This is a genomic window from Algoriphagus yeomjeoni (assembly GCF_049821175.1).
Classification (GTDB): domain Bacteria; phylum Bacteroidota; class Bacteroidia; order Cytophagales; family Cyclobacteriaceae; genus Algoriphagus; species Algoriphagus yeomjeoni_A.
On record NZ_CP187512.1, the window covers coordinates 328,828 to 354,776 of the forward strand.

Consider the following 25,949-nt stretch of genomic DNA (forward strand, 5'->3'; position numbering starts at 1 on the left):
TAAAACAACTACTCAATCTTCATAAACTCCTTAAAATATTTCAATAATTCTTTGTATTCCTCTGAGTCAATTTTGCCTTTTGAGATTGCAGTGGCCACTACTTCGTAGATTTCATTAAATGGATAGGTTTCGCTCAATTGATTATTTTCATCCATCCATTTTTTGAGCATTTCTATCTCATACTTATTGATGTCTCCATCCGCCATGATACCGTAACAGACGCCTTGGAGAAAGTGAAGATCAGCTTTTGTTTTATCCTTTTCTTCGAAGTTTAACGCATGTTTTTCCAGAATTTCTTTGAGTTCATATATCTCCTCTGAGCCTACATTCCCAGTTTTTACTTTGGTAGATATTTCCTCAAAAAAAGAGTTGAAAGGTTCCTGAGAGCAAAGTCCCTCATGCGTGTGGCACCAGGCTTTGAGTGCCTCATATTCGTTTCTGGTGATTCGGCCATCCATGGCAATACCATTTACTAAGCCATTTAAATTGTGAAAAGCTACTTGGGTTTGTGTTAAAAAGTTTGTTTCCATAGTTTTTGCAGTTTTGTATAAGATACAAAGTCTTGATAAACAATGAAATGAAGTTGGTGTGGTATTTTTCGAAGGTGATGAAAAGTTTAACCACATAGTCACATAGAAAAACCTAGCAAAGCAATCACACCATTGATTGTAATTAAATATAATAAAGTAGGGCAGTTTGAAAATGAGAGCACAATTAGTCTAAGTTAGCCTAGTGTCGGACAGGTTAGAAGAATTGAAACAGCTCCATCAGCTACTTCAATTCTATGGGCGCTATGATTCTATGTGGTGAAAAAGGAATAAACCACATAGTCACATAGAAAAACCTAGCAAAGCGATCACTCTATAGGTTGTTATTAATTTTAAAAAGTTATCAATCTGAAGAATGGGATATGTTAGACCTAAGCCCGCCTGATTTTGTACAGGTCTTAGACTCCATAAGAGTAATTCCAATTTGTGGCCTCTGTGTTCCCCTCCGTGGGCTCTGCGGCTAAAAATATTTTTCTACAAAAATCAAAAACCTTTGAGGTTTTGAAAACCTCAAAGGTTACCTGAAATTCATCGTAAATACAGTCCGCTTATTCGGGATAGAAGTCACTTCCAAACTTCCTTTGTGCAGGTTCATAATTTGCCTTGAAATGGCCAATCCAATGCCACTCCCTGTTTTTTTGGTGGTGTAGAAGGGAACAAAAATTCGCTCCAAAGCCTCAGGAATAATTCCAGGTCCGGAGTCTTCCACCTGTATCATCAACCCTAGATCTCCCTGTCCAATAGAAGAAAGCCAAATCGTACGGTTTGCTTGATTCTGAAGGGATTCAGATGCGTTTTTTAGTAAATTAATCAAGATCATGGTAATCTGATCGGGATCACAATGAATCTCTAGATCATCCGGGTGGATTTTTGTTTCTATTTTCACGTGAGCAGATTTTAGCTCTTCCCGCATCAGATTCAGCACATTTTCAAATAATTCGCTCACGGGCATGGTTACTTTTTTCGGCGCAGGGATGTTGGTGTAATCACGGTAGGCATTTACAAAATTCACCAGACCCCGACTACGATTTGCAATCGTGTCTAAGCCTTCCTGCATGTCCATAAAGCCATCTCTTTTGATCAAAAAACCTTCCTGCTGCACATAGCTGTCCTCATCCAAAATGGTACGAAGTGACTCTACCAAACTGGATATCGGCGTAATGGAATTCATGATTTCATGACGAAGTACTTTGGTCAGGTTTTGCCAAGCTTCGAGTTCGTTGGATTGTAGTTCTGCATTGATATTTTGTAGGGAAAGCAAAGTCCAGCTTTGGCCTCCCATTTTCAGGGAAGTTGATTGAATAATAAGATGGAGGGAAAGATTCACTTTCTTTGAAATACGCTGACCTGGCTTCATTGCCATTACATCTTCCAGAAGTTTTGGAGAGAGTTTACCTAAGTCTGTGATGTCACGAAACTGCGGGATTTGTAGTAAATGCTTCGCGGCGTTATTGATCACGCCGATTTTTCCTGCAGAATTGAAAGAAATTATCCCGGTATTGATGTGCTGAATGATGACTTGCAGGAAGAGCATCTGTTCTTCCTTTTCGGCACGGGTTTGCTTGAAAACCTCCATCACTTCATTGAATGAAGTATTTACCTCCCTGAAGGAGTTGCCCATTTTGCTGTCAGATGTGAAGGAACTTGAGAAATCAGCATATCGGATGGAATCGAGAAATCTTGCCAATTTATGGTTGATTGCGTTGACATAATAAATCATTTCCCCAATCTGAATCACTGAAATAAGGCCCAAAATAGCTGGTGCCAGCCATAAATCCTGACTGTAATAAAGCCAAAGAGCAAGGTAGATATTCAGGATGATTCCGATTATCCGAAGTCCAACGCCGAAGGAAAACCGCTTATAAACCATACTTCTCAAGTCTGCGATATAGTGAGGATCGAGTCAGGCCAAGTTCTTCCGCTGCCCGAGTAATGTGTCCATTGTGCTTTTGAAGCGCCTTTCTGATTAGAATACGCTCCACATCCTCAATATTCAAATGCTCCAAACTGACCGATTCATCCTGACGCTCAGGCTGTGCCATTTTCTGCAAAAACAGATCTTCAGGTTGAAGCACATGGTGATTTGACATAATCACAGCACGCTCGATGCTGTGCTGCAGCTCACGGATATTGCCAGGCCAGTGATACTTGGTCATGCGCTTCACCAGCGGTTCTGAGGCTTTGCGGATGTCTTTGTTGTATTTTTTGGAGTAAAAAGCAATGAAGTGATCAGCCAAAAGTGAGATGTCTTCAACTCTTTCCCGAAGAGGAGGAAGCTGAATTTCTATGGTATTGATGCGATAAAGTAAATCCTGACGGAAGCCATTTTCATACACCATGCTATGTATAGGCATATTCGTCGCTGAGATCAGGCGGATGTTCACATCCACGGGACGGTTTGCACCCACGCGTGTTACTTGACGGTTTTGAAGTGCTGCTAAAAGTTTTGACTGAAGGGCAAGAGGTAGATTTCCTATTTCATCCAGGAAAAGTGTTCCCTTGTGTGCCTGCTCAAATCTACCTGCTCGGTCTTCCTTAGCATCGGTAAACGATCCTTTTTTGTGTCCAAATAGCTCCGATTCAAAAAGTGTTTGGGTAATTGAACCTAAGTCCACACCCACAAAAGCCTCGCGATTTCTACGGGAATGCCTGTGAATTGCACGTGCAATCAATTCCTTACCCGTACCATTTTCACCCAAAATCAACACATTAGCATCGGTCACAGCCACGCGCTCAATCGTCTCAAAAACTTTCTGCATGGCAGGGCTTTGACCAATGATATCCTTGAACTTATTATCCATGTCTTTCTCCATGGTCTGCTTCTGATCTCTCAGCAGATCTACTTCCATCTTCTTTTTGCGCAGCTGCAAAGCAGAATTCAATGTAGCCAGCAAGCGCTCGTTTTCCCATGGTTTCAGTACAAAGTCAGTTGCACCTTCCTTAATAGCTTTTACAGCAAGGTTTACATCGCCATAAGCCGTAATCAAAACTACAACCGCAGAAGGGTCAAGCTCAAGAATTCTATCCAGCCAATAAAACCCTTCCTGGCCCGAGCTCACATCTTTGGTGAAGTTCATGTCTAGAAGGATGACGTCATAAGATTCATTATGTGTGAGGATGGGAAGTAGGTCAGGATTGGTCTCCGTATCGACCTGAGAAAAATGCCGCTTTAAAAAAATCTTCGCTGCCTTTAATAAGTCCTCGTTGTCATCTACAATTAGAATTTTGCCTGTACGTTGCTCGCTCATAAGTAAAAGAATTTGTTCATACGCGGAAAATTATCCGTCGTGTTATGCCCACTTGTTCCAAAAGCATACCGAAAAAACTGAGCATATAAATTTGGTGCAAAACGTTTGATTTCGGACAATCTGAGCATGTTTTGGTGAAACTGGGTAGGATTTTAAGTTAGGCAAAAATTATTCGACTTTGAATTATTTTGTTCGCCTGCGGACGAAAATGTTCGCGAGTCTAGCTATCATTTTTTGAGAAATCAACGAAACAAGCTCTTAGAAGGTATTTTTTGCATGGCATACCATTTGGCATAATGGGGATAGCCCGAAAATGGCATTTACACACAATGGATAGAAAATTAGCTAAGAAAACCTGGACCCCTAGAAGAATCGCCTGGATAGTAGGCGGAGTAGTTTTAGTTGTAGGAATTATTTACCAAATCGGATTTGCAGATCATCGCTCTACTATGAATGTGGAGAAGGATCGCTTGAGTATCGCTACGGTTTCGAAAGGGGAGTTTACCGATTATATATTAGTATCAGGACAGATAGAACCTGCACAGACTTTTTTCCTCGATGCAGTCGAAGGAGGTATGGTAGCAGAGATTGTACGTGAGTCAGGGGCTGTAGTGGAAGTTGGGGATACGATTTTGATTATGGCCAATTCTAATTTGCAGTTGGATGTCATGCAGCGTGAAACCATGCTCTACGAGCAGATCAACAATTTGCGTCAGACACGTCTTTTCCTGGATCAGAATGATTTGAGTCAGCAGGGACAGTTGGCAGAGATCGATTACCAGATCAGCTTGCTGGAGCCGCAGTACAAAAGATTCAAGGAACTTCATGAGAAAAAATTGGTCTCTGATCGTGAATTTGAAGAAGTAGCTGAGCAATACCAGTACAACCTAAAACGAAAGGAATTAACCTATAAATCCTACAAGAGTGATTCTATCGCAAGAGCGTATCAATTGGCACAACTTCGTCAATCGGAGAACAGAATGAATGCCTCTCTGAATGGAGTAGGGCAGATCCTGAATAACCTAGTGATCAAAGCACCAATCGCAGGTCAATTAGCCATGGAGCAAATCGAGGTGGGTCAGGCCATCAACTCCGGTGAGCGATATGGACAGATCGATGTGCAGGACGAATTCAAAGTGCGCGTGCCAATCGACGAATTGTATCTCCCGAGAATCGGTCGTGGGCTGCGAGGTAAATTTACATTAAGTGGAGTAGACCATGAGTTGGAGATTATGAAGATCTATCCTACGATTACCAATGGACGATTTGAAGTGGATATGAAGTTTACCGGAGAAAGTCCACAAGGAATCCGACGAGGGCAGAGTGTAAGGATTCGTTTGCAGCTCAGCGATAGCGAGCAGAGCTTATTATTGCCTACAGGTGGGTTCTTCAAGGATACCGGAGGAAACTGGGTATTTGTGATCAATTCAGCTGGAAACGCAGAAAAGCGAAATATCAGACTTGGTAATAAAAATCCTGAATATTACGAAGTGCTGGAAGGATTGGTAGAGGGTGAAAAAGTAATTATTTCTGGCTACGAGAACTTCGGGAAGAATGAGATTTTGGACCTTAAGTAGCTGGAAGACCGAAGACGGGAGAGTTCGTCATCCGATAGCTATCGGATGCGAGTGAGGAACGAGCGAAGCAATCTCTCTTCACCTAGCAGATTGCTTCGGGGGCGGAAAGACAAAATTGATTTGGTGATAAAACACCCCCTCGCAATGACGGTAAAGACAAAGTATGTGATAATCGAATATTAAAAAAAATTATAAAAAATGATGGAGGTTCCCTCAACATAGGTCACCCGACATCGGACATCAAACTTAAAAACCATGAACGTAATCAAAACCGTCAATCTCCGCAAAATGTACGCTACCGAGGAGGTAGAAACAACCGCATTGGATAGCATCCAGATCGAAATCAAAAAAGGCGAATTCGTCGCCATCATGGGTCCATCAGGCTGTGGTAAATCCACCCTTCTGAATATCATCGGACTTCTGGATAATCCGGATGAGGGAGAGTATTACTTTCTGGACAATGAGGTAGCTAAGTTCTCTGAGAGACAACGTTCTTCACTCAGAAAAGGAAACATTGGCTTTGTATTCCAGAGCTTTAATCTCATTGACGAACTTACTGTATTCGAAAATGTGGAGCTACCGCTTCTTTACCTCAAGGTTCCTGCAGACGAGCGAAAGAAAAAAGTGGAAGAAGTGCTTACCCGCATGAATATCATGCATAGAAGAAACCACTTTCCTCAGCAGCTTTCCGGTGGTCAGCAGCAGCGTGTGGCTATTGCCAGAGCGATTGTCGCTAAGCCTTCCGTGATCCTTGCCGATGAACCTACAGGTAACTTGGATTCTACCAATGGTGAAGAAGTAATGCGTCTTTTGGAAGAACTCAATAACGAAGGAACAACCATCGTAATGGTAACTCACTCTCCTCATGATGCAAACTATGCGCACCGGATTATCAATCTATTCGATGGTAAAGTGGTGACTGAGAATATCAGGGAGCAGTTTCATGTGTAAAGTCGGGAAGTAGGAGGTTAGGGAGTAGGAAGTCGGAAGTTTGGTGATCACAGTTAATGTGGTTAGTGAGATTTGTTGTCGATTGATATATCATTTAAAACGAATTATTGATGGATTTTAAATTTGAAAAACTTCGAATCTAGCAAACCTCTATGTCTTTTGGAGAGGAACTCTTTATACTGTCAAAGGCCTTCCCAAAAGAAGAATTGTATAGCCTGACTTCTCAACTTCGTAGAGCAGTTGACTCTATTGCATTGAATATTGCAGAAGGAGCGACTGGTAATTCTCAAGCTGAATTCAGGAAATTTGTTGGCTATTACTTAAGCTCACTAGCTGAGGTAGTGACCTGCCTTCACAAAGCAAAACTTCGCGGATACATTGAAGAAGAATCCTTTCAAAATAGTTATAAACAAGCTTTTGACTTGATGAATAGCATCGCCGCTTTTAGGAATACCTTAAAATCAAACGATAAATAACCTCCAACCCCCAAACTTCCAACCCCCAAACTCCCAACTCCCAAACTTCCAACCTCCCACTCTCCATGCTCCGTCACCAGATCCTCCTCGCCTTTCGAAGTTTCATGAAGTCCAAGCATATATTTGCCATTAATCTTTTTGGGTTAATGATAGGACTCACTACCGTGATCCTGATCATGCTGTGGGTGAAGGACGAGATGAGCATCAATCGCTACCATACTCAGGTAAATCAGATTTATCAGGTAATGACCAACCATGATAATTCTACAGGTATAGTCACGATTCCTTATACTCCAGCAGAAATGGCGGAAGCAATGGGTGCTGAGCTTACGCAGGTGGAAGCGACAACTGCCATTTCACCTTTCATTGAAGGAGTTTCTTTTGAGCAGGGAGATACCAAAATGAATGGAGATGGATTTTTCGTAGATCAGGAATACTTCCAGATTTTCGATGTGGAATTTGTAGCGGGAAATCGGGATAAGGCACTCAATGATATCAATGCAATCACCATTTCAGAAACTCTTGCCAACAAACTTTTTGGTAGTCCGCAGTTGGCTTTGGGCAAATCTTTGAAATGGCAGGTTTTTGATTTTAAAAATGAAGTAGAAATAGAAGGCGTTTATAAGGATTTCGGGAATCTCGATGTGGTGAAACCTGATTTCCTGCTTGCATTTCCTTATTTCAAGCAGATGCTGGGTGAAGGTGCGCACTGGGATAATTTCAATGCTACGGCTGTCGTGTTACTCAAAGAAGGAACTGATGTCTCCGCTTTTAATGCCCAAAATTCTGATTTTATAAAGAATAGGGAAGCTGAATCAAATGTCTCGGTATTCGTTCAGCCTTTTGGAGATACATATTTATATGGAACCTATGAAGACGGAAAAGTAGCAGGCGGAAGAATCAGTTATGTGAAAATATTTTCCGCTATTGCTGCCTTTATCCTGATTATCGCCTGCATCAATTTCATGAATTTGACCACAGCCAAATCCATGAGCAGACTCAAGGAAATTGGCGTAAAGAAAACCATGGGAGCAAGTCGTGGTGGGCTTTTCACGCAGTTTATTACCGAATCTCTTGTGTTGACTTTTTTTGCCATGGTTCTGGCAATCTTGGTTTCGTACCTACTTCAATCCTTTTTTAATCAGGTCACATCCAAAACTCTGGCGCTTGATTTCCAGCCGGATGTATTACTTATACTGGGCGGAATCTGGCTCATTACAGGTTTACTAGCTGGGATTTACCCCGCGATTTACCTGTCCAAATTTAAGCCGGTAGAGGTCATGAAATCCAATCTTAAGGGAAGTTTTGGTGAGCTTCTGGCGAGAAAAGGCTTGGTAGTTTTCCAATTTTCGATCTCCTTATTATTGATTATAGGTATTTCGGTTTTGAGCAAGCAGATGAACTATATCCAAGGCCAGAATCTGGGTTACAATCAATCTCATTTACTGGAATTGAATGCATCAGGAATAGCTCCAAACCAATTAACTACCTACCTGGAAGAAACGAAAAAGATACCTGGAGTGAGTAACGCATCCAGTTTGTCACATCCTTTAGTAGGATTGGCCAGCTCCACTATTGGTCTGACTTGGGATGGCAAAAATGAAGAAGAGCAGGTGAAGTTTGAGAATATCAGCATCAACATGGGCTTGATCGAAACCATGGGTTTTGAGATGGCAGCAGGAAGAGCTTTTTCACCCGCTTTTGGATCAGAAGAAACTAAGATAATCTTAAATCAAGCAGCCGTAAAAACCATAGGTTTCCAAGATCCAGTGGGCCAAATCGTAAATCTCTGGGGTGAGGACAAAGAGGTAATTGGAGTTGTGAAAGATTTTCATTTTGAATCTTTGAAAGAGAAAGTAAAGCCTGCATTTCTAAAATATGACCCTGATTTCGCTCAGAAAGTCATGGTGAGAATTGAATCCAATGACCAACTGGCAAGTATCGCTGGGATCTCTGAAGTTTATGAAAAGTTTACCGGTCAGCCGCTGAGCTACTCTTTCATGGATGAGGATTATCAATCGCTTTATGCTTCCGAGCAAAGAGCCTCAAATTTGGCTAAGTATTTCGGAGCGACGGCGATCTTTCTTTCCTGTTTAGGACTATTTGGTTTGGCAGCATTTACAGCTGAAAAGCGCAAGAAAGAGATTGGAGTTCGCAAGGTGATGGGAGCATCTTTGATCAGTATTCTGACTTTGGTTTCCAAAGATTTTATCGCTTTGATCTTTGTAGCGATTTTGATCGCGGTTCCCGTGGCTTGGTATTTCGCAAATAACTGGCTGCAAAGTTATGCTTACCAAACAGATTTGAGTTGGTGGATCTTTGCAGGCTCGGGAGTACTGTTGATCGTGATTGCCTTGATCACAGTGGGTTATCAGGCATTCAAAGCTGCCTCTGCGAATCCTGTGAATTCATTGAAAAGCGAATAAGGGGATTTCGGGTTTCGGGTTTGGGATTTCGTCATTGGGAGCGCCTAAGAAGCGCGGCAATCTCAAGACAGATTGCTTCGTTCGTTCCTCACTCGCAATGACGTCTTCAATTCCACTTAAACTAGGGTAATGCTAAAAGAAAATTAGGGTTGAGGTTCTATTTAATCTTGTAAATCATACTTCGTAAATCGTAAATGAAACTATGCTAAAGAACTATTTCAAAATCGCCCTCAGGAACTTGAAGAAGCATAAGTTCTACACCTTCATCAATATCCTCGGTTTATCAGTAGGCGTAGCGTTGTGCATGATTATTTCACTTTTTGTCATCAATGAGCTTTCCTACGACAAGCATTTCAAGGATCCTGATCAGGTCTACAGAATTCATGCAGATATAATTTTCGGAGGCAATCACTGGAACATGATCCAAGCTCCAGCTCCAATGGCTGAGGCTCTGCCTGAGGAATTTCCCGAGGTGGAATATGCGGTGAATTTTAGGACGCGCGGCTCGTATCTGGTTAAAAAGGTAGATCAGAATATCAAGGAAAATGCTGTGGTATGGGCTAGTAAGGACTTTTTTAATGTTTTTGGTACGCCACTTTTGGAAGGGAATCAGGATGGGGTTCTAGCAGAACCAAATACCATGGCAATAAGTCAAAGTATTGCTGAGAAATATTTTCCAGGGGAAAGTGCCATAGGCAAATCCTTGATTTTGGATAATGAGTATGATTTCCGAATCACGGGAGTGTATGAAGATATCCCTGAGAATAGCCATTTCCATTTTGATTTTTTACTGGCAATGGAAGGCTTGGAGGAAGCCAAAACCACTTCCTGGTTGAGTAATAATTTCCAGACCTATCTGAAAGTAAGAGAAGGAGCAAATCCAGAGGGTTTAAATGAAAAATTGCAGTCACTTGTCGAAAAGAATGTAACGCCTGAATTGGGGCAGTTATTCGGTGAAGGAGCTTCGTTGGAAGCAATGTTTGCCGATGGCGGAAAAATGGAATATAGAGTTCAACCGCTCTTGGATATCCACTTGAAGAGTGATTTGATGGGGGAGTTTGAGCCAAACTTCAACGTGACCTACGTGTACCTTTTTGTGGCAGTGGCGCTCTTTATTCTAGTCATCGCCTGTATCAATTTCATGAATTTGTCCACTGCCAGATCTTCTTCCCGTGCCAAAGAAGTGGGCATCCGGAAAGTGATGGGTTCATTCCGCACGCATTTGATCCGTCAGTTTTTGATGGAGTCGATCCTGCTGAGTTTTATCTCATTTTTGATCGCAGTGCCGCTGGTTTCCATTTTACTTCCTTTTTTCAATGACTTGGCAGCACGCGAACTAGCCATGCCATTTAGCTTCGGCTCATTTTATCTGATTTTGATCTTAGCCGCCATTGGTACAGGTATATTGGCAGGGATTTATCCCGCATTTTTCCTATCCGGCTTCAAACCGATTAGCATTCTGAAAGGCAAAGTTTCTATGGGAATGAAAAGTGGGATGATCCGCAGTTCCTTGGTGGTGTTTCAATTTGCGATTTCCATCATCTTGGTTATCGCTACGATTGCTGTTTTCAACCAGCTGAATTACATACAGAATAAGAAGATTGGATTCAATAAGGAGCAGATCATCACCGTGGATGATGTCTATGCGTTGGGCGATCAGGCAGAGACCTTCAAGCGGGAGATCCTGGCAAACAGTATAATGGAGTCCGGTACGATTACGGGTTATTTGCCTGTTTCGGGCACATGGAGATCTGATACGCCATGGTGGGCGGAAGGGAAAGACCCCAAGCAAACCGAAAATATGGTCAGCTTGCAAAACTGGCAGGTGGACTACGATTATGTAAAAACCATGGGAATGGAAATAGCTGTTGGAAGGGATTTCTCCATGGATTTCCCTTCTGATTCTTCTGCCGTGATTTTGAACGAAACCGCTGCAAAGCAATTCAACTTTGTAGGAGATCCGATTGGACAAAAGATTTATACCATGGCTGGGACTAACGAGACGGCCAACATGGATAATCTCGAAAGTAAGACCGTGGTGGGAGTGGTGAAAAACTTCAACTTTGAATCCCTTAAGGAAAATATAGGCTCAGTAATGATCTTTCTTAGCGATAGTCCAAGGGGGATTGCTTCCTTCAAGTTCAACTCAAACGATACGGATGAGGTGGTCAATTTCATTGAGGCCAAATGGGAAGCAATGGCTCCAGGACAACCTTTCACTTATTCATTTTTGGATGATAGATTCGGGCAAATGTATGCTTCAGAAACCCGTCTAGGCAAAGTCTTCAGCATCTTCGCAGGTTTTGCAATTGTCATTGCCTGCTTAGGTTTATTCGCTTTGACAGCATTTACTGCAGAGCAAAGAACCAAGGAAATCGGAATCAGAAAAGTGCTGGGATCGAGCATTGGAAGCATCGTGGTATTACTCTCAAAAGAATTTGCGAAGCTTGTGGTTATCGCATTTCTGATCGCTTCGCCTATCGCTTGGTTTGCGATGCAAAAGTGGCTGGAAGACTACCAATTCAAGCAGGAGCTAAGCTGGCAGATATTCCTAGGAGCAGGAATGTTCGCTATCCTTATCGCCATGCTGACCACCAGCTATCAATCGATTAAAGCGGCGACTGCTAATCCGGTGAATTCGTTGAAAAGTGAATAGGAAGTAGTTAGTGACGGGAGAACAGTATCAAGTAGCTAGAGCCAAGAATAAAGTCTGAAGGCTAAAGGCTGAAAAAGCATTTGACGATGCCGCTGTCTGTGCTTGCCTTGTCGGTAGGCAGGGCGTCACATACCAAGACGGTGGCGAACTACCCTCCAATCATCACGGTAAATTCTCCCGCTACTATTGATCCGCCGTGGGCAGTTTGATCACCAACGCGTGCGGCTGGCATTCCGCCAATCATCACAGTGGATGATCCTTTTACGATAGAATCTGGCGGTCCTACACAGACTAGCATATCACCCACACGTGCTGCAGGCAAACCGCCAATTAAAACTGTTGGTTGTCCAGGTCCGACAATTGGTCCGCCAACATGTGGTATTGGAGGTATGCCAGGTGTTTGCATAGGACATTCATGAAAATCGGTTATTCGTGCTGCTGGAGGCATATTTTCTTTCTTTAAGTTAATTAATCATCACCATTGCTCCTTGGATTGTGGTTTGCGCTCCACCTTTTAAGGATGCTGTTGCATTTCCTTCTGCCGAATATTTTATTTCAGCACTTTCGGTTATGTTCATTCCTTTAATTTCGACATCACCCCCAGAAGATTCAATCGCAACTCCTTGATTACCTTTAAGTGTTAGTTTCTGCCCAGATTCTATTATAATGTCTTTATCATTGCTGAGTGTGATGCCAATTTCCGACATAGTAATCCTGTTATTATTCTGATCAATGATGGTAATTTCCTTGTCTTGATCACTAAAAATAGCCCTGTTATTATTTGGGGTTTCTAGCGTAAGTATCTTATTTTCATCATCAAATGTTATAGAAATCCCTGATTTAGTAGCGATAGATTTAATTGCGTTTTTTTCATCTGGACGCAAACCTTCTACCGGTTTATTATTTTCAGCACTGTACATACTTCCTAAAATAATCGGATAGCGAGGGTCTTCATTTAAGAATCCAACTACCACTTCGTCACCAACTTCGGGCATAAAAAATACGCCAGCGCCAGAAGATGCGTAGAAATTTGTCAAGCGCGCCCATATGCCTTCGCCTTTCGGATCAAATAAAGGAAGGTCAATTAATACTCTATACTGACTATCAGGATCTTCAAAAATCTTTTTCACTGTAGCATTGAACAATCCTTGTACGCCTGGTAACAATCCGGATGCTGTTGGTGCTGTCACACTAGGTTCTTGAGTGGACCAACTTGGTGACATGCCAATCGAAGCTTCCGTAATCCAGTTTCCATCTGCGATGGTATGATGTACAAATGAGGTGAAGTGATCTCCATTGAATCGATCGCCAACTCCAGCCAACGTGATGTATTTCGCTGGTTCGACTAGGCTACTTCCTTGAAATTTCACAATTCCCTGAATTTTCGAATAAGCACTTTTAGTCAAAGTAGCTTTAGACCAATTTTCTAAATCAGCTTTTTGGATAGGAGCGGTACTTTGCAATTCAAAATTAGCAAGCCCCACCACTTCCGATAGTTTTTGGGATGATAAATTCCCAGGTCCAGGGTAAGTACTTGTTGCTACTCCCGTCCTGGTTTTTTGAGAAGGAATGTCCCAGGAACTTGCTTGGGCAGAACCTAACTGGGTGACCGCATCCAGTGTAGCATCAAATGCAAACAAGTTGTCTCCATAAGTAATTTGTAAAATAGAAGATGTTTGCTCAGTAGGGTCTAGTACAGATACAATTCCGTTTAGCACGTTTACAATCATTCCGTTTGCTTCTGCTCTTGCAAGTGAAAAATCCCAATCTGTCGCATAGTATTGTACTTGACCTGGCCATACAGTAGTAGTGGCTTTCACTGCTGCACTCAGTCCAGAATAAGAGCTAATAATACCACTTATGATATCACTATCCTTCTTATTGCAATAGGTTCTACTTTTCCGACCTACCATCATTTTAACAGCTTCATCACGACATTCTACTTCTAGGACTGGACCCATAGTATTGTCGAATCGAATGCGCTGTTTGGTAATGATTCCTTTAAAAATGACTTGATTCCGAGAATCGTAACCCGCTTCAATTTCAATGCTGGCGCCAGGAATAAAAGTAGAGGAAGAACTTACATCAAAAGATTCCTCTGCCGCTGATCCGTCGAGAACAGTGACTTTTGCAATTGGAATTCGGTTAACGCCTTTTTCAACTTCAATGGAAAATACTTGGATTGCATCGTCAATATTTTTTCCATTGGTTTTAATAGTAAAAGTGCTTAACCCATCGCTGGGATTTGTTGCTGATTGACTCATTTAGGTTGGATTTATAAAGGTTGGAAAAAAAATAAGGTTTGTCTACTTCTTCCTGAGCGGATCTTAGTTGACCCAATATACCTAGAGCGAGCAACAGTTCAAAATTGATTTCCTTCATCACTTCCTTACGATACGAGGGGCGAATTGAAGGAATCCTTGATAAATAGTATGTTTTAAGAAATAAGTACCAGTAAGGGATAATCAAGATAACAGAGCCAAGTCTGAAGGCTAAAATCTAAAGTCTGAAAAAGCGTTTGGTTTAACGGTTGAGGTTTTCAAAACTGCAACTGGTCTTTTGTTTTTGACTTCCTCTTTTTCTTAACCTTCTCGAAATAAATAACTGAGCCATCAGGAAGGATGATCATCTTACTCCCCCTCTTTTTGAAGATAAGGGGTAGGGGGCTTGGATTTGATTGATTAAGAACTTGCTGAAAATTACCCTGGGTGGTGAGGATGGAATGGGACCCGTTAGAATTTACAATGATCTTGGTGTTTCCATTTCCTACAATCGGAGAGTGCGTTCCATCTGGATTGACTATGATTTGACTGGTGCCTGAACCGACGACAACTGAGTGGGTTCCATTAGGATTGACAATTACTTTGTGAACGCCATGATCAATAATCACTGAATGAGTTCCATCAGGATTTACGATTACCGACTGAGCAAACACTCCAGAACTCAACATTACGAAAAATAGTGCTACTAGAACCTTCATTATAGTTTTTACTTGGAGTGGAGATAAAAGGTTCAAAAAAATATGGTGAGGTTATTTGACCCATTACCTTCCGAGAATAGTTTGAAGGCTTGGAATAGGAGGGCAGCCTAAAGGACGATCTGGCTATGCTCAGGCGGGGTAATGTGATCTGGAGCTAACCGGGATAAAAACCCAGGTTGAACTAATTAATTTGCTCCTATCAGTTTAAGAGTTTCTATTTTTGTACCCCATTCTATTTTTAGAATAGATAGTCCTTTTGGGATTGAACCGAACACAGCGTTTAAGTCAATGACACCCGAATCATCCAGAATTAGATCTTTTGCTTCTAAGAGTTGGTATGAATTTAACAATTCAAGACGAACATTGCTGGGATTTTCGTTTTCAATAGTTGTTAGGATTATTTTGCATTCTGAGCAGGGGTTTGGATATACCTGCCATGAGTTTTGGCTTTCTAAAAAATCTTGTTTCTCAACCATTTTTACTGGGCTGTAACTGACTCCTAAAGATGATGTTTTGGCGATTCTATAGTAAAACCTATTCTCATAGAAAGGATAAGATTGATCAATAAATAAATAGTTAGTGAGAGTTGATTTTGCCCCATTACCTCTTACGGTACCTATTGTGGAAAATGCCTTTGCATTGCCATTACTTCGTTCAATTTCATAGACAGAATTCTCTGTTTCACTCGTTACTTCCCAATTAATCAGGATTTTTGATTTTTCGGCAAGAACTTGAAATTTTGCCAGATTAAAACCGAGGATGCTCGCTATATCAAGTGTGTATTCTTCTGTTTGTTGACAGCCATTTGAATCTGTAACAAGTAGATTATAAGTCCCATCACTCAAGTTAAATATGTCTTTTGAAGTGCTATTGTATCCATCGGGCCCTGTCCATGAATAAGTATACGGTTCTGTGCCTCCGCCTACGGTGGTGTAAATCATCCCAGATGATTCATCTTTTTTGGTAGGGAAAATATCCACCGTTATTCCAAAATTGGGGTCTATAAAGATGTCCTTTTGTATGGTAGTTGTTGAAACCCCATCATTGGCAGTCATGCCAATAGTATAAACTCCAGATCCAGGGAAGTTAAAAACTGGGTTTGCTCCAGTTGCTGTGCCTAAGCCACCAAAATCCCATTGATAGGTATAATTATAAGGTGGCGATCCTCCGATGGTCTCACTAGTAAATTGAATGGTTGTATTACAAATTCCATTATCAGCAAAATCAAACTTAGGGAACAAAGGAACTGCTGCAGTGAATCCAGTTGGACTGGAGTAGCACTGTGAGGTTTTCTTTACCGCAGCAAAGTCACAGGTAGTTCCTGATTTTACAGTACCCGTAGTCCAGTCTATAAAAATATTTTTGACCTCGATGACGTCCCCCCAATTCCAACTAATAGGTCTGACTCTGACCCAGGTGTTTGCTAATATTTCGGTTGCTTCAAAGAGGCAATCCTGCTGATCCGTTGCTGAGATATTGTTATTGCGATAGAGGTCATAAAACATTCGCAAATTATACCCGCCGCCAGTATTGTTTGTCAAAGTCACCCACAATTCTCCTGTCACTGGGTCTCCCAATTCATAATCATCGGTTACACTAAAAGGCTGACCGGATGAGTTTCTTAGTTGATAGTTGGTTGCAACTATGTTGTTTTGGGTACATGAATTTTGAGCATAAAGCATATAGGAATTTGTAATTGCTATTGTAATAAATGCAATTACTATTATTATTTTATGCTTTAGTGTTGTTTTCATTTATTTTAAAATTCATTAAATGAATATTGAAAAACAATTTTATATACTCGTAATTATTTTAATACTAATACTGCTTTTTAAATAGAATAAGGTGGTGATAAAGCTAATGAAATTATATTCTTAAATAAATCAAATTTTACATTTTATTGTACAATATGTAAGGCGCAAGTAAGTGATATTTTTGGAAATATCTTAGAGGACTAAATATTTTTTGTTTTTAAATAAATCTGCTAGGTGTATTTTCAGACAATAGACCTATTTAATTACAATCCTATTCATAAAAAATAAACGTAATTGAAGTTTAAGTAAAAGTGAGGTTTAAAGGTTTTCATCTGTTTATAGAACAAACTCTGAAATCTGGAAAATTAGGAATGGCAAAAGATGGAATTGGAGCATTTTATTGATTTTGAACAACTTATATGATGGTTTTGTCTTATACTGGCAGAAAGGGTTCAGACAGAATGAGCTCAAAACAGCTATAAAAAGTTGGTTGACTATATAAATATATTGCGTAGGCTTATTTCTAGATAGATCTTGGACAAGTGGTGTTGCAATCTTAGGAAGAACTTTTGGGGATAAGCAAAATGGTTCGCTTACTATTAGGGCTCAAATCAAGAGATTTTGATAAGTTCTATTTTGCCTCTTTCAGCTTTTTCTACCCATAGACTCGGACCATGTTTCACAGTCCACGACAATAGTCGATATTCACCCAAACCCATGCAACTTTGCATCTCTAACCTCTGTTTACTTTGCATGCATACCCTTGAGCCATATTTTAATTGGAGAAATCTATACACAGCTGCGGAGGATCCACGTTCGCCTTTCTTTGAATACGAGAACAGCGAGGTTTATTTCACGGATACTATCTACAATTTCCTAATTCACCCACAGTGGGATAGCATGGAATCTGAGACGCTGTTTCTGAAAGTAATCTATGCAGATTATAACCTGGGTTTTGCAGTGATCGAATTGATGGGAGAGTGGAATGACCTGTTGAACAATGATATTATGACTTTGAAGCGAAATATCATAGAATTGATGACCGGAGAGGGGATCAATAAATACATTCTGATCTGCGAGAATGTGCTCAACTTCCACGGCGATTTGGAAGCTGATGATTACTACGAAGAATGGCAGGATGAATTGGAAGAGGGCTGGATAGTCACGCTAAACTTGCGGGATCATGTCTTGTCTGAAATGAGCAAATTCGGGATCGACCGATACTTGGTGATGGGAGGAAGGTTGGATGATGTAAGTTGGCGGACTCGTCATCCGAGTCAGCTTTTTGAAGTAATAGAGGCGGTGGTGGTAAAGAGGTTGGGGATTTAAATAAAACTCTTTTTCCCTGGTCTGTGCCTCATTGACTGAAATGTTAGTGGTCTGTGAAAACACAGACCACGGTTGGGGAAAAAGGAAATGAATATTTAAACTCTATTTTTGAAATAACGATTAGATTGCTTGGTTCCTCGCAATGAGGTATTTTTAGAAATCCTCAAACAAACATTATCAGTACATATGAAATCCATTTCACTTTTTGCACTCAGCATACTCCTTTGCTTTTGTACCACCAAACTTCCGGCGGAGCAACCGGAGAAAGCTCGTGAAGAAATCAAAACCGGAGCCGATCAAACCGAGCTTTACCTTCCTCTTTTGAAAGGTAAGCGTGTTGCAGTCCTTGCCAATCAGACCTCCATCATTGCCAAAACTCATCTAGTGGACAGCTTACAGACTTTGGGGATCAACATCGTGAAAGTCTTTGGGCCAGAGCATGGGTTCAGAGGAAATGCAAGCGCTGGCGCAAAGGTGAGTGATGAGAAAGACGAGCGTACCGGGATTCCGATCATTTCCCTGTATGGCCGAAAGAGCAAGCCTAGTAAAGAAGATTTAGCAGATGTGGATATTTTGATCTATGACTTGCAGGATGTTGGCGTAAGGTTTTATACCAATATCAATGCCTTGGCTCGGCTGATGGAAGCCTGCGAGGAGAATGGCAAGCCCCTGATAATATTAGACAGGCCAAATCCTAATGGTTACCTGATCGATGGTCCGGTGCTGGATATGAATTACAAATCTGGGATTGGTATGTTTCCACTACCGATGGCTCATGGGTTGACTGTAGGGGAATTTGCTATGATGGCAAATGGAGAAGGCTGGTTATCTGGAAAGGTAAAGGCTGACATCCAGGTGATCCCTGTTGCAAATTACACGCATGATATGCCTTATGTTTTGCCAGTTAGCCCTTCACCTAATCTGAATACGCCGCAGTCGGTGTTGCTTTACCCTAGTCTTTGCATGTTTGAGGGTACCTATATCAATTTGGGTCGAGGTACTTATTTTCCTTTTACCGTATTGGGAAGCCCAGCATATAAAGGAATTTATGAGTTCACTTTCACTCCTAAAGGCATCAAAGGAATGGCGGAAACGCCACTTTTCATGGATCAGGTTTGCTATGGAATTGATCTGCGAGAGTATGATACGGAGCTTTTGAGAAAGAGCGGGCAAATCAATTTTGAGTGGATTAAAGAGCTCTACGAAGCTAGTCCTGAGAAGGAGAAGTTTTTTGATTCCAAGCTCAGCAACCAGATGAATACCATCGAAATGCAAATTGGTAGAGGGGATTTTAGACAGCAAATCATTGAAGGTGTTCCTATGGAAACGATTCGAGCAGGTTGGGAGCCAGAGCTTTCGGCATACAAGGAAATGAGGTTGAAGTATTTGCTGTATAAGTAAGGATAATCGACTGCGAGCTTTAGTCTCGGTCTTTGTCTAATAGACCAATCTTGGAGCGATGTCTAGGACGGTTGCCAAGAGATATTTATTAACGTGATTACTTGCAATGAGGGCAGTCCCTACAATTCTTTGCCTAATCTAGTTGCAGGAATGATGAAGGTAGGTCCTTCCGGCCAACATGGAAGCGGTATTGCAATTTTATCTGACCATGCCAAGGGTTGCTTTCGGTGTCTTACAGGATCAATAGCTGGTATATGGTGCCTAATTTACTCGCTCCAAAACCAATAAGCGAACCTCTATAAATTCAGGACCCGTTATTTCCAATGCCTTCATGGTAATGTGCTGATGTCCTTTGTCCAATTGAATAGTTCCAATTTCCATCGGCTTATAATCCTTCTCATAAGACTCATCCCTTGGAGAACGATCATATTCTACAGCTAAGAAGTCTGTGTCATGTGCTTCTTTTATTTTAGTGCTGATTTCATTTTTTCCTTGTTTCAATTGTAGCATAGATCCTACGGCAGAAGCCTTAGCAGTGTAATAAAGCGTCGCTTTGTACTTGCCGGAAGTAAGAATGTCTGTATCCCAAGTCAGGCTGTCGGTGGTGGAAGTCCAATTGGTGAAAAAGGATGAGTTGGGATGAATACTGGATCGCTCAATACCACCATGTGGAATACCATCTCTAGCCGGCAAGAGCGTAAATTTGCTGTCTTTATATCCCACTGGGAATATTTCCTGTCTGTTCCGGTCAAGTTCTGATAATACTGAATTGATCCATTCTTCTTTGGCTTTAGCTATAGGCGCTAAAATGGCCTCAGAAGGCTGCTCGATGGGATGAAACTGTCCGGGATCGGCATTCAGATCAAAGAGTTGGTTGTCCTTATCCAGCATGTATTGCTGATTTCGGATGCTGACGTTTCCACTCCAGTGACTGTAGACGTATCGATCTTTCCATTCTTCCTGCGAACCCATTAGTAAGGGCTTTAAGCTTATTCCATCAAGTGGTTTTTCAAAAGGATTTGTGATGCCTGCTAAGTCTAATAAGGAAGGTAAAATATCAATGGTGCTGGCAAGCTGGGAGATAATTTGAGGTTTCAAAGTTTCCTTCCAGAACATAATGAAAGGAGAACGAACCCCACCTTCATCTGTGCTTCCTTTGATGCCTTTCAGTCCATCATTCCATCTCCAGCCATTTGGTCCATTGTCAGACATGTAGATGACTATCGTGTTTTCCAGGAGCTTCAGGCTATCCAGTTTGTCAACGACTCTACCTACATTCCAGTCTAGATTTTCGCATAAAGCATAGGCTGCCCTCGTCTTATCTAGCTTTTCTTTCTCTCCATTTCTATGAGTAGAATCGATTGCTGCATCCTTGTATTTGTCCCACCAGACATCAGGAACCTGCATAGGACTATGCGGAGTATTATAAGCTAGGTAAATAAAAAATGGATCATTGGAATTTTCCTCGATGTAATCCATCGCATGATCTGTGAGATCATCAATAATAAATCCATTGCCTTGGGTTACTTCTCCATTATGCTCAAGCATAGGGCTGAAGTAATTGCCCCAATGTCCAGAAGCAAAGCCATAATACTCTTCGAATCCTCTGTTATTGGGATGGTAAGGAGGTTGCGAACCGTTATGCCACTTCCCAAAAGCTGCAGTTTTATATCCACCTGCCTGAAAGGTCTCTGCAACTGTTTTTTCGTCCAAATCTAATCGCTCACCACCTCGTGAAGTAGAATAAACTCCGCCACGTGGATGATATCTTCCAGTGAGAATCTCTGCCCGGGTAGGGGAGCATACCGGATTTACATAAAATCTGCTGAATTGAACACCATTGAGAGCGAGTTTATCAATGTTTGGGGTTTGCACTAGAGGATTCCCATTGATTCCCAAATCTCCCCATCCTTGGTCGTCAGAGACGATGAGGACAATATTGGGTTTGCGTATTTCTTTCGTATCAGTTTTGCAGGATTGGAAGAGTAGAAGTCCAGTAATTATGTAAAAAATGTAAGTTGAACTTTTAGTCATGGCTCGATAAGGTTAACTGGGCAGTCCATATAATTTATGGAAATGCTCTTTACAACTTAAGTAGAATTGTGTAAATCAAAAAAAGCCCGAACTAATTTCGGGCTTAAGTACTTTGAACCAGGGATTCTGCATTAGAATACTCCTTTGAATTGCTCTAGCTTTTGATCCACTTGAGTATCTACTTCAAACCATAGCATTACATCTGCCCACATAAAGCTTACTGTAGCTACTTTATTATCCTCAGCTGAAATGAAGTAAGCAAGTCTCTCGAAAGTCTCAGGGGCTGCAACCGGGGAAACTTTGATCGCAACAGCATCGTCTTTAGCCATTGCTTCTTCGTCGATCTTACCATCCTTCATATAAGCAAAAACTGCATTTGCTTTACCATTCAAATGGACCGTCCAATCTCCTGAGGCATGTGGAGTGATGAATAATGAGTATTTTCCTGCAGCCAGATTTTTTCCAGCAATGCTTACTGGAGTGCTGAATTCGATGATCGTTGGTCCATTTGCGCCAGCTCTCCAGGTGACACCATATTTTTCCAATTCACCGAAGACTTTTCTGCCTTTGACAGCTGGGGAAGAATAGTCAATGCTGATTTTGGTGAAGCCTACATTCTGAGACACATAAGCTGCGGGGCTAGGAGCAGGAGCTTGTAGCTGCGCAAAAGTAGTCGTGGAAACGGAGAAGAAAAGAAGTAGCGCAAATGCCGATAAAAAGAGTTTGTTGTTTTTCATATGAAGGATAAATGATATTAGATTAATTAAGGAAAACTAGGTGAAATTTTTCAAAGTGAGTCTATAAATAGTCAACATCACCTCATTTCAGTGATTTTATTTTTAATTGTTTTCATTAGGTTGGTTGGATACGTTCTGTTACCGATATAAATATCTGTCATGAAGTTGATGGCATAGTCCCCATATTTTCTTAAGAGCATGTTCCGGATGATTCTATAGCTATAGAACCATTTGGCTGCAGTCTGGGAGGTCTTAATTTCTGGAAGAAGATCCTTTTCCAGCTTTTGCTGATATATTGCTCCAGCTTTTTCTGGGTTCAGCTTAGACTCTATAATTGCTTCAGCAGCTAATTCTCCACTCCAAAGCGCATTGGAAATTCCCTCTGCTGTCACTGGATCTGCAAAACCTGCGGCATCTCCAATCAGTAATACATTTTTCCTGTAAAAACCATCAGTACGTGGTGTAATAGGGATTTGAAAACCATGGGCTTTTTCGCTCAGTACTTCCTTGATCTCCAGCTTTTCAAGGTATCTTTTGTAGTAAGCTTTTAGGTCTATTCTCTTTCTGCGCGTAGAAGCGATACCTAGTGATAGGTGATTTTCCTTTGGAAAACTCCAAGCGTATCCATGGGGAACGCTATCCATATCAAAGCGCACTTCTTTGGAAAGCCGCTCAAAATCTGCAGGATTTACTTCGACTTCATATTCTAGCGCAGGAATGAGTTTGCGGGTTTCTTCCCAGCCTGCAAGTTTGGCAGTAGGGCTGAGGGCCCCGTCTGCTGCTATGATTAGCCTTACTTGAATGTCACCTTGGCTTGTGTGGAGAATAGGTTTTTCATCAAAAGTGATGGAAGTTAGCTTATGTTCTTGCTTGAGAATTGCTCCTGCTTCTTTGGCTTTTTCGATCAGAAAATTATCAAACTTATCGCGCATGACCATGCTGATGACTGGAACGTCTCGAACTGTAGAGAGAACTTTTGACTCACCTTCCATATAGACCTTCATTCGGTCAAACTCGCGCTCCACTACTGATGAAATATCAAAGGGTAATTTGCGTCTTCCTCTGAAGACCAATCCACCGCCGCAGGTTTTATACCTTGGCAAGGTTTCTTTTTCAATGATAACTGTAGAAATCCCTTTTTTAGCTAAATAATAGGCTGCCATAGCTCCCGAAGGCCCACTGCCTATGACCGCAACATCATAATAATTCATGCGTGCAATTGAAATCAATGTAAATATTCAGCGTAAAGAAAATGCAAAATTGAAACATTGCTCCAAGTTTGAAGAAAATATCTCACATAGACTTGCACTTGAGGAGATGCGAATGAATATGATTTCCTTAGTTTTTCTCGAGTACTCTCTTGATGAATTCTACACTTATTGGGATTTGGGTGACTGATCTGGAGCTTTCATCTTCTATGGTTAAGTATTCTGTTCCTTGCTTTTTGGCTTCCTTGATGATTCCGGCAATGTCTATATCACCAGTTCCTAGAATTACATTCGATTCTACATCACCTTGTCCATTTTTGGAGCCTGGAGTTCCTTTTCTACGGTCTTTAAGATGGAGGATGGGGAATTTCCCTGGGTATTTTTTCATAATCTTCAGAGGGTCACCACCTCCCATTTTTACCCAAAATACATCCATATTGAAGGCAAAGTTTTTAGCATTTTCGAGCATGTAATTGAATCTCACTTTGTTTCTATCCTTAGCAAACTCGTACCCATGTGGGTGATACAAAAAAGTAATTCCTTCTTTTTTCAAATCTGCTCCTACAGCATTGAAAAGTGCGGTAGCTATTTTAAGTTCTTCCATAGATATAGGCCCTTCAGCATGCGGAATCCAGTAGCAGATCGCATATTTTGCGCCATATTTTTTTGCTTGATCTATGATGGGCTGTATGTCTTTGGTGAGTTGAAGGTATTCTGCACCTACGCCAATGATCCTAAGATCATTATCGGCCAGTAGTTTTGAATATTCAGCATCAGTCATTCCATAAGTGCTGCCACCTTCGAGCGCAGAGATGCCCCATTCAGAAATAAGCTCATGGTATTTCACCGGGTCTATTTTCATTTCATTCCGCAGGGAATAGAGCTGAAGGGCAATTTCCTGTGCTTGAATTTGTACTAGTGGGAATAATGCAATTAGAAAGAGAATTAGCTGCTTGTAATATATTTTCATCTTCTTTTTAGTTAGGGTTTGACCTAAACTATAGAATATTATTCAATTTTCGTAAGTAATTGTTAAATTCCAGTCATAACCCTTACTTATGAATTCCGATCGAAGAAAGTTTATCCAAAATACCTCCCTGATGGGACTAGCTATGACTATTTCACCTTCTTTATCCTTTGCCCGTAGACCAGATCAAGTAATTGGCCATGGTGATTTTAAATATCAAGTTGATGCCAAATGGGGCCTTTTGGACCCAGCCAAAGTTCCAGTGAATAATTGCCATGAGATGGTAATGGATCGTAAAGGTAGGATGATCATGGTCACTGATGAGCCTAAAAATAATGTAATCATATACGATCAATCAGGTAAATTTCTCAGAGAATGGACACTTGGGATGGACCGCGCCCATGGACTGACCTTAGTGGATGAAGGAGATGCAGAGTATTTATGGATTTCCGATAATGCCGGCAGAGTGGTAAAGACTACACTTGAAGGCACTTTGGTTTCAGAGATTACAGCCCCGGTTAAAGAAGGGGTTTATACTGAGAAAATGTCTTTTGTACCAACTGAGACCACTGTAGGGCCAAATGGTGACTTGTATGTTGCGGATGGATACGGGTCTCAATATTTTCTTCAGTACGATAAAAATGGAAAGTTTATCCGAAAATTCGGAGGAAGCGGATCAGGTGATGATCAGTTTAGTACAGCTCATGGAATCACAGTAGATCAGCGTGGAGGCAAAGCGCCTACTTTGCTTTGTACTTCTCGGGGACATAATTCCTTCAAGCGATTTACTATGGATGGGGAGTATATGGAAACGATTTTCCTACCAGGTGCTTTCGTATGTCGTCCGGTGATTCATGGGGACAACCTTTATGCTGGAGTATGTTGGTCTAGGCTTCGATATCTAGAGCAAACTCCTGACTCTGGTTTTGTGACGATATTAGATAAAGAAAATAAGGTCGTTTCTAATCCAGGCGGCACGGCCCCTGAGTATAGAAATGGTGAATTACAATTGATGGTTCAATCTGAGGCCATCTTTAAGCATTGTCATGATGTGTGTATCGATCAAGATGAAAATATTTATGTGTGTCAGTGGAATGCAGGTAAAACTTACCCGATTAAATTGACCCGCGTGTAGCTAGATTGACGTTTTTTGAGTTAGTTAACCTTTTAAATTCTCTATTATGAAAAATGTAACTGTAGGCTGGTTTGAAATACCGGTTAATGATATGGATAGAGCAATTTCTTTCTACCAAAAGGTCTTTAATTGTACCCTTCAAAAGATGGATATGGGTGACTTTAAAATGGCAATGTTTCCAGGCGAAGCAGAAGGAAGCGGCGCCGGCGGTAGCTTAGTTTCACATAAAGATTTTTACAAATCAAGTGAACTAGCTGGTCCGCTTATTTATTTTTCATGTGAAGATGTAGCTGATGTGCTGGAGATAGTAGAAAAAGCTGGAGGTAAGGTTCAAATCGAAAAAAGAATGATTTCTCCTGAATATGGTTATATGGGTGTTTTTCTGGACTCAGAAGGTAATCGCATTGCTCTTCATTCACCTAGTTAGAATTAAATTTTTGAATGTGATTTTTAACTTTTAAGTACAGTTTAAGAATGCCCAGGTTTTGTAAGGGGCTAAAGTTTATTATTTTCGAATCTATT

20 protein-coding genes are annotated in these 25,949 nt (G+C 41.2%); 9 read left to right on the plus strand and 11 right to left on the minus strand.

What is annotated here, in order from left to right:
• Positions 1–8 precede the first annotated feature (8 nt).
• The 3 genes from ACPUEN_RS01245 to ACPUEN_RS01255 form a co-directional block, all read right to left on the minus strand.
• On the minus strand, positions 9–530 hold the full coding sequence (locus tag ACPUEN_RS01245; RefSeq protein ID WP_425638023.1) for a hypothetical protein: 522 nt from the start codon (positions 528–530) through the stop codon (positions 9–11).
• Positions 531–1,065: 535 nt separating this feature from the next.
• Positions 1,066–2,418 carry a sensor histidine kinase gene (locus ACPUEN_RS01250; RefSeq protein WP_425638024.1) on the minus strand — a complete coding sequence of 451 codons (1,353 nt, stop codon included), beginning with the start codon at positions 2,416–2,418 and terminating at the stop codon, positions 1,066–1,068.
• Entirely contained in the window at positions 2,408–3,796 is a 1,389-nt protein-coding gene (locus ACPUEN_RS01255) for a sigma-54-dependent transcriptional regulator (RefSeq protein ID WP_425638025.1), read from the minus strand. Before ACPUEN_RS01255 ends, ACPUEN_RS01250 begins: the two co-directional genes overlap by 11 nt.
• A gap of 329 nt (positions 3,797–4,125) precedes the next feature.
• On the opposite strand from ACPUEN_RS01255, the gene ACPUEN_RS01260 reads away from it, so the two are divergent.
• From ACPUEN_RS01260 to ACPUEN_RS01280, 5 genes are all read left to right on the plus strand, one after another.
• Entirely contained in the window at positions 4,126–5,373 is a 1,248-nt protein-coding gene (locus tag ACPUEN_RS01260; protein WP_425638026.1) for an efflux RND transporter periplasmic adaptor subunit, read from the plus strand.
• Positions 5,374–5,628: 255 nt separating this feature from the next.
• Positions 5,629–6,324 carry an ABC transporter ATP-binding protein gene (locus ACPUEN_RS01265; protein ID WP_425638027.1) on the plus strand — a complete coding sequence of 232 codons (696 nt, stop codon included), beginning with the start codon at positions 5,629–5,631 and terminating at the stop codon, positions 6,322–6,324.
• Positions 6,325–6,476: 152 nt separating this feature from the next.
• Positions 6,477–6,800, plus strand: a complete 324-nt coding sequence (locus ACPUEN_RS01270; RefSeq protein WP_425638028.1) for a four helix bundle protein — start codon at positions 6,477–6,479, stop codon at positions 6,798–6,800.
• 104 nt (positions 6,801–6,904) lie between these two features.
• Complete coding sequence (locus tag ACPUEN_RS01275; RefSeq protein ID WP_425640230.1) at positions 6,905–9,226, plus strand: FtsX-like permease family protein; 2,322 nt, start codon at positions 6,905–6,907, stop codon at positions 9,224–9,226.
• 202 nt (positions 9,227–9,428) lie between these two features.
• Entirely contained in the window at positions 9,429–11,882 is a 2,454-nt protein-coding gene (locus ACPUEN_RS01280; RefSeq protein WP_425638029.1) for an ABC transporter permease, read from the plus strand.
• 148 nt (positions 11,883–12,030) lie between these two features.
• On the opposite strand, the gene ACPUEN_RS01285 is transcribed toward ACPUEN_RS01280, so the two are convergent.
• The 4 genes from ACPUEN_RS01285 to ACPUEN_RS01300 all read right to left on the minus strand — a co-directional run bounded on the left by ACPUEN_RS01285 (position 12,031) and on the right by ACPUEN_RS01300 (position 16,616).
• Positions 12,031–12,330, minus strand: coding sequence for a PAAR domain-containing protein (locus ACPUEN_RS01285; RefSeq protein WP_425638030.1), 300 nt, complete (start codon positions 12,328–12,330; stop codon positions 12,031–12,033).
• A gap of 16 nt (positions 12,331–12,346) precedes the next feature.
• A complete protein-coding gene (gene vgrG / locus ACPUEN_RS01290) occupies positions 12,347–14,146 on the minus strand; it encodes a type VI secretion system tip protein VgrG (RefSeq protein ID WP_425638031.1) in 1,800 nt (599 codons plus the stop codon).
• Between the two features lie 275 nt (positions 14,147–14,421).
• On the minus strand, positions 14,422–14,862 hold the full coding sequence (locus tag ACPUEN_RS01295; protein ID WP_425638032.1) for a hypothetical protein: 441 nt from the start codon (positions 14,860–14,862) through the stop codon (positions 14,422–14,424).
• A gap of 185 nt (positions 14,863–15,047) precedes the next feature.
• Positions 15,048–16,616: a PKD domain-containing protein gene (locus ACPUEN_RS01300; RefSeq protein WP_425638033.1), complete on the minus strand. Its 1,569-nt coding sequence runs from the start codon at positions 16,614–16,616 to the stop codon at positions 15,048–15,050.
• Positions 16,617–17,369: 753 nt separating this feature from the next.
• On the opposite strand from ACPUEN_RS01300, the gene ACPUEN_RS01305 reads away from it, so the two are divergent.
• Complete coding sequence (locus ACPUEN_RS01305; protein ID WP_425638034.1) at positions 17,370–17,945, plus strand: hypothetical protein; 576 nt, start codon at positions 17,370–17,372, stop codon at positions 17,943–17,945.
• Between the two features lie 186 nt (positions 17,946–18,131).
• Positions 18,132–19,346, plus strand: coding sequence for an exo-beta-N-acetylmuramidase NamZ family protein (locus ACPUEN_RS01310; RefSeq protein ID WP_425638035.1), 1,215 nt, complete (start codon positions 18,132–18,134; stop codon positions 19,344–19,346).
• A 261-nt stretch (positions 19,347–19,607) separates the two neighbouring features.
• On the opposite strand, the gene ACPUEN_RS01315 is transcribed toward ACPUEN_RS01310, so the two are convergent.
• The 4 genes from ACPUEN_RS01315 to ACPUEN_RS01330 form a co-directional block, all read right to left on the minus strand.
• Positions 19,608–21,380 (minus strand): arylsulfatase, encoded by a 1,773-nt coding sequence (locus ACPUEN_RS01315; RefSeq protein WP_425638036.1) that lies wholly within the window; start codon positions 21,378–21,380, stop codon positions 19,608–19,610.
• Positions 21,381–21,511: 131 nt separating this feature from the next.
• Positions 21,512–22,117, minus strand: a complete 606-nt coding sequence (locus ACPUEN_RS01320) for a DUF2911 domain-containing protein (protein WP_425638037.1) — start codon at positions 22,115–22,117, stop codon at positions 21,512–21,514.
• Between the two features lie 77 nt (positions 22,118–22,194).
• Positions 22,195–23,328: a geranylgeranyl reductase family protein gene (locus ACPUEN_RS01325; protein WP_425638038.1), complete on the minus strand. Its 1,134-nt coding sequence runs from the start codon at positions 23,326–23,328 to the stop codon at positions 22,195–22,197.
• Positions 23,329–23,455: 127 nt separating this feature from the next.
• On the minus strand, positions 23,456–24,295 hold the full coding sequence (locus ACPUEN_RS01330) for a sugar phosphate isomerase/epimerase family protein (protein WP_425638039.1): 840 nt from the start codon (positions 24,293–24,295) through the stop codon (positions 23,456–23,458).
• 88 nt (positions 24,296–24,383) lie between these two features.
• Between ACPUEN_RS01330 and ACPUEN_RS01335 the strand changes: the two genes are divergently transcribed.
• Both ACPUEN_RS01335 and ACPUEN_RS01340 read left to right on the plus strand, forming a co-directional pair.
• Positions 24,384–25,427 carry a 6-bladed beta-propeller gene (locus ACPUEN_RS01335; RefSeq protein WP_425638040.1) on the plus strand — a complete coding sequence of 348 codons (1,044 nt, stop codon included), beginning with the start codon at positions 24,384–24,386 and terminating at the stop codon, positions 25,425–25,427.
• 46 nt (positions 25,428–25,473) lie between these two features.
• Positions 25,474–25,854 carry a VOC family protein gene (locus tag ACPUEN_RS01340; RefSeq protein ID WP_425638041.1) on the plus strand — a complete coding sequence of 127 codons (381 nt, stop codon included), beginning with the start codon at positions 25,474–25,476 and terminating at the stop codon, positions 25,852–25,854.
• Positions 25,855–25,949 lie beyond the last annotated feature (95 nt).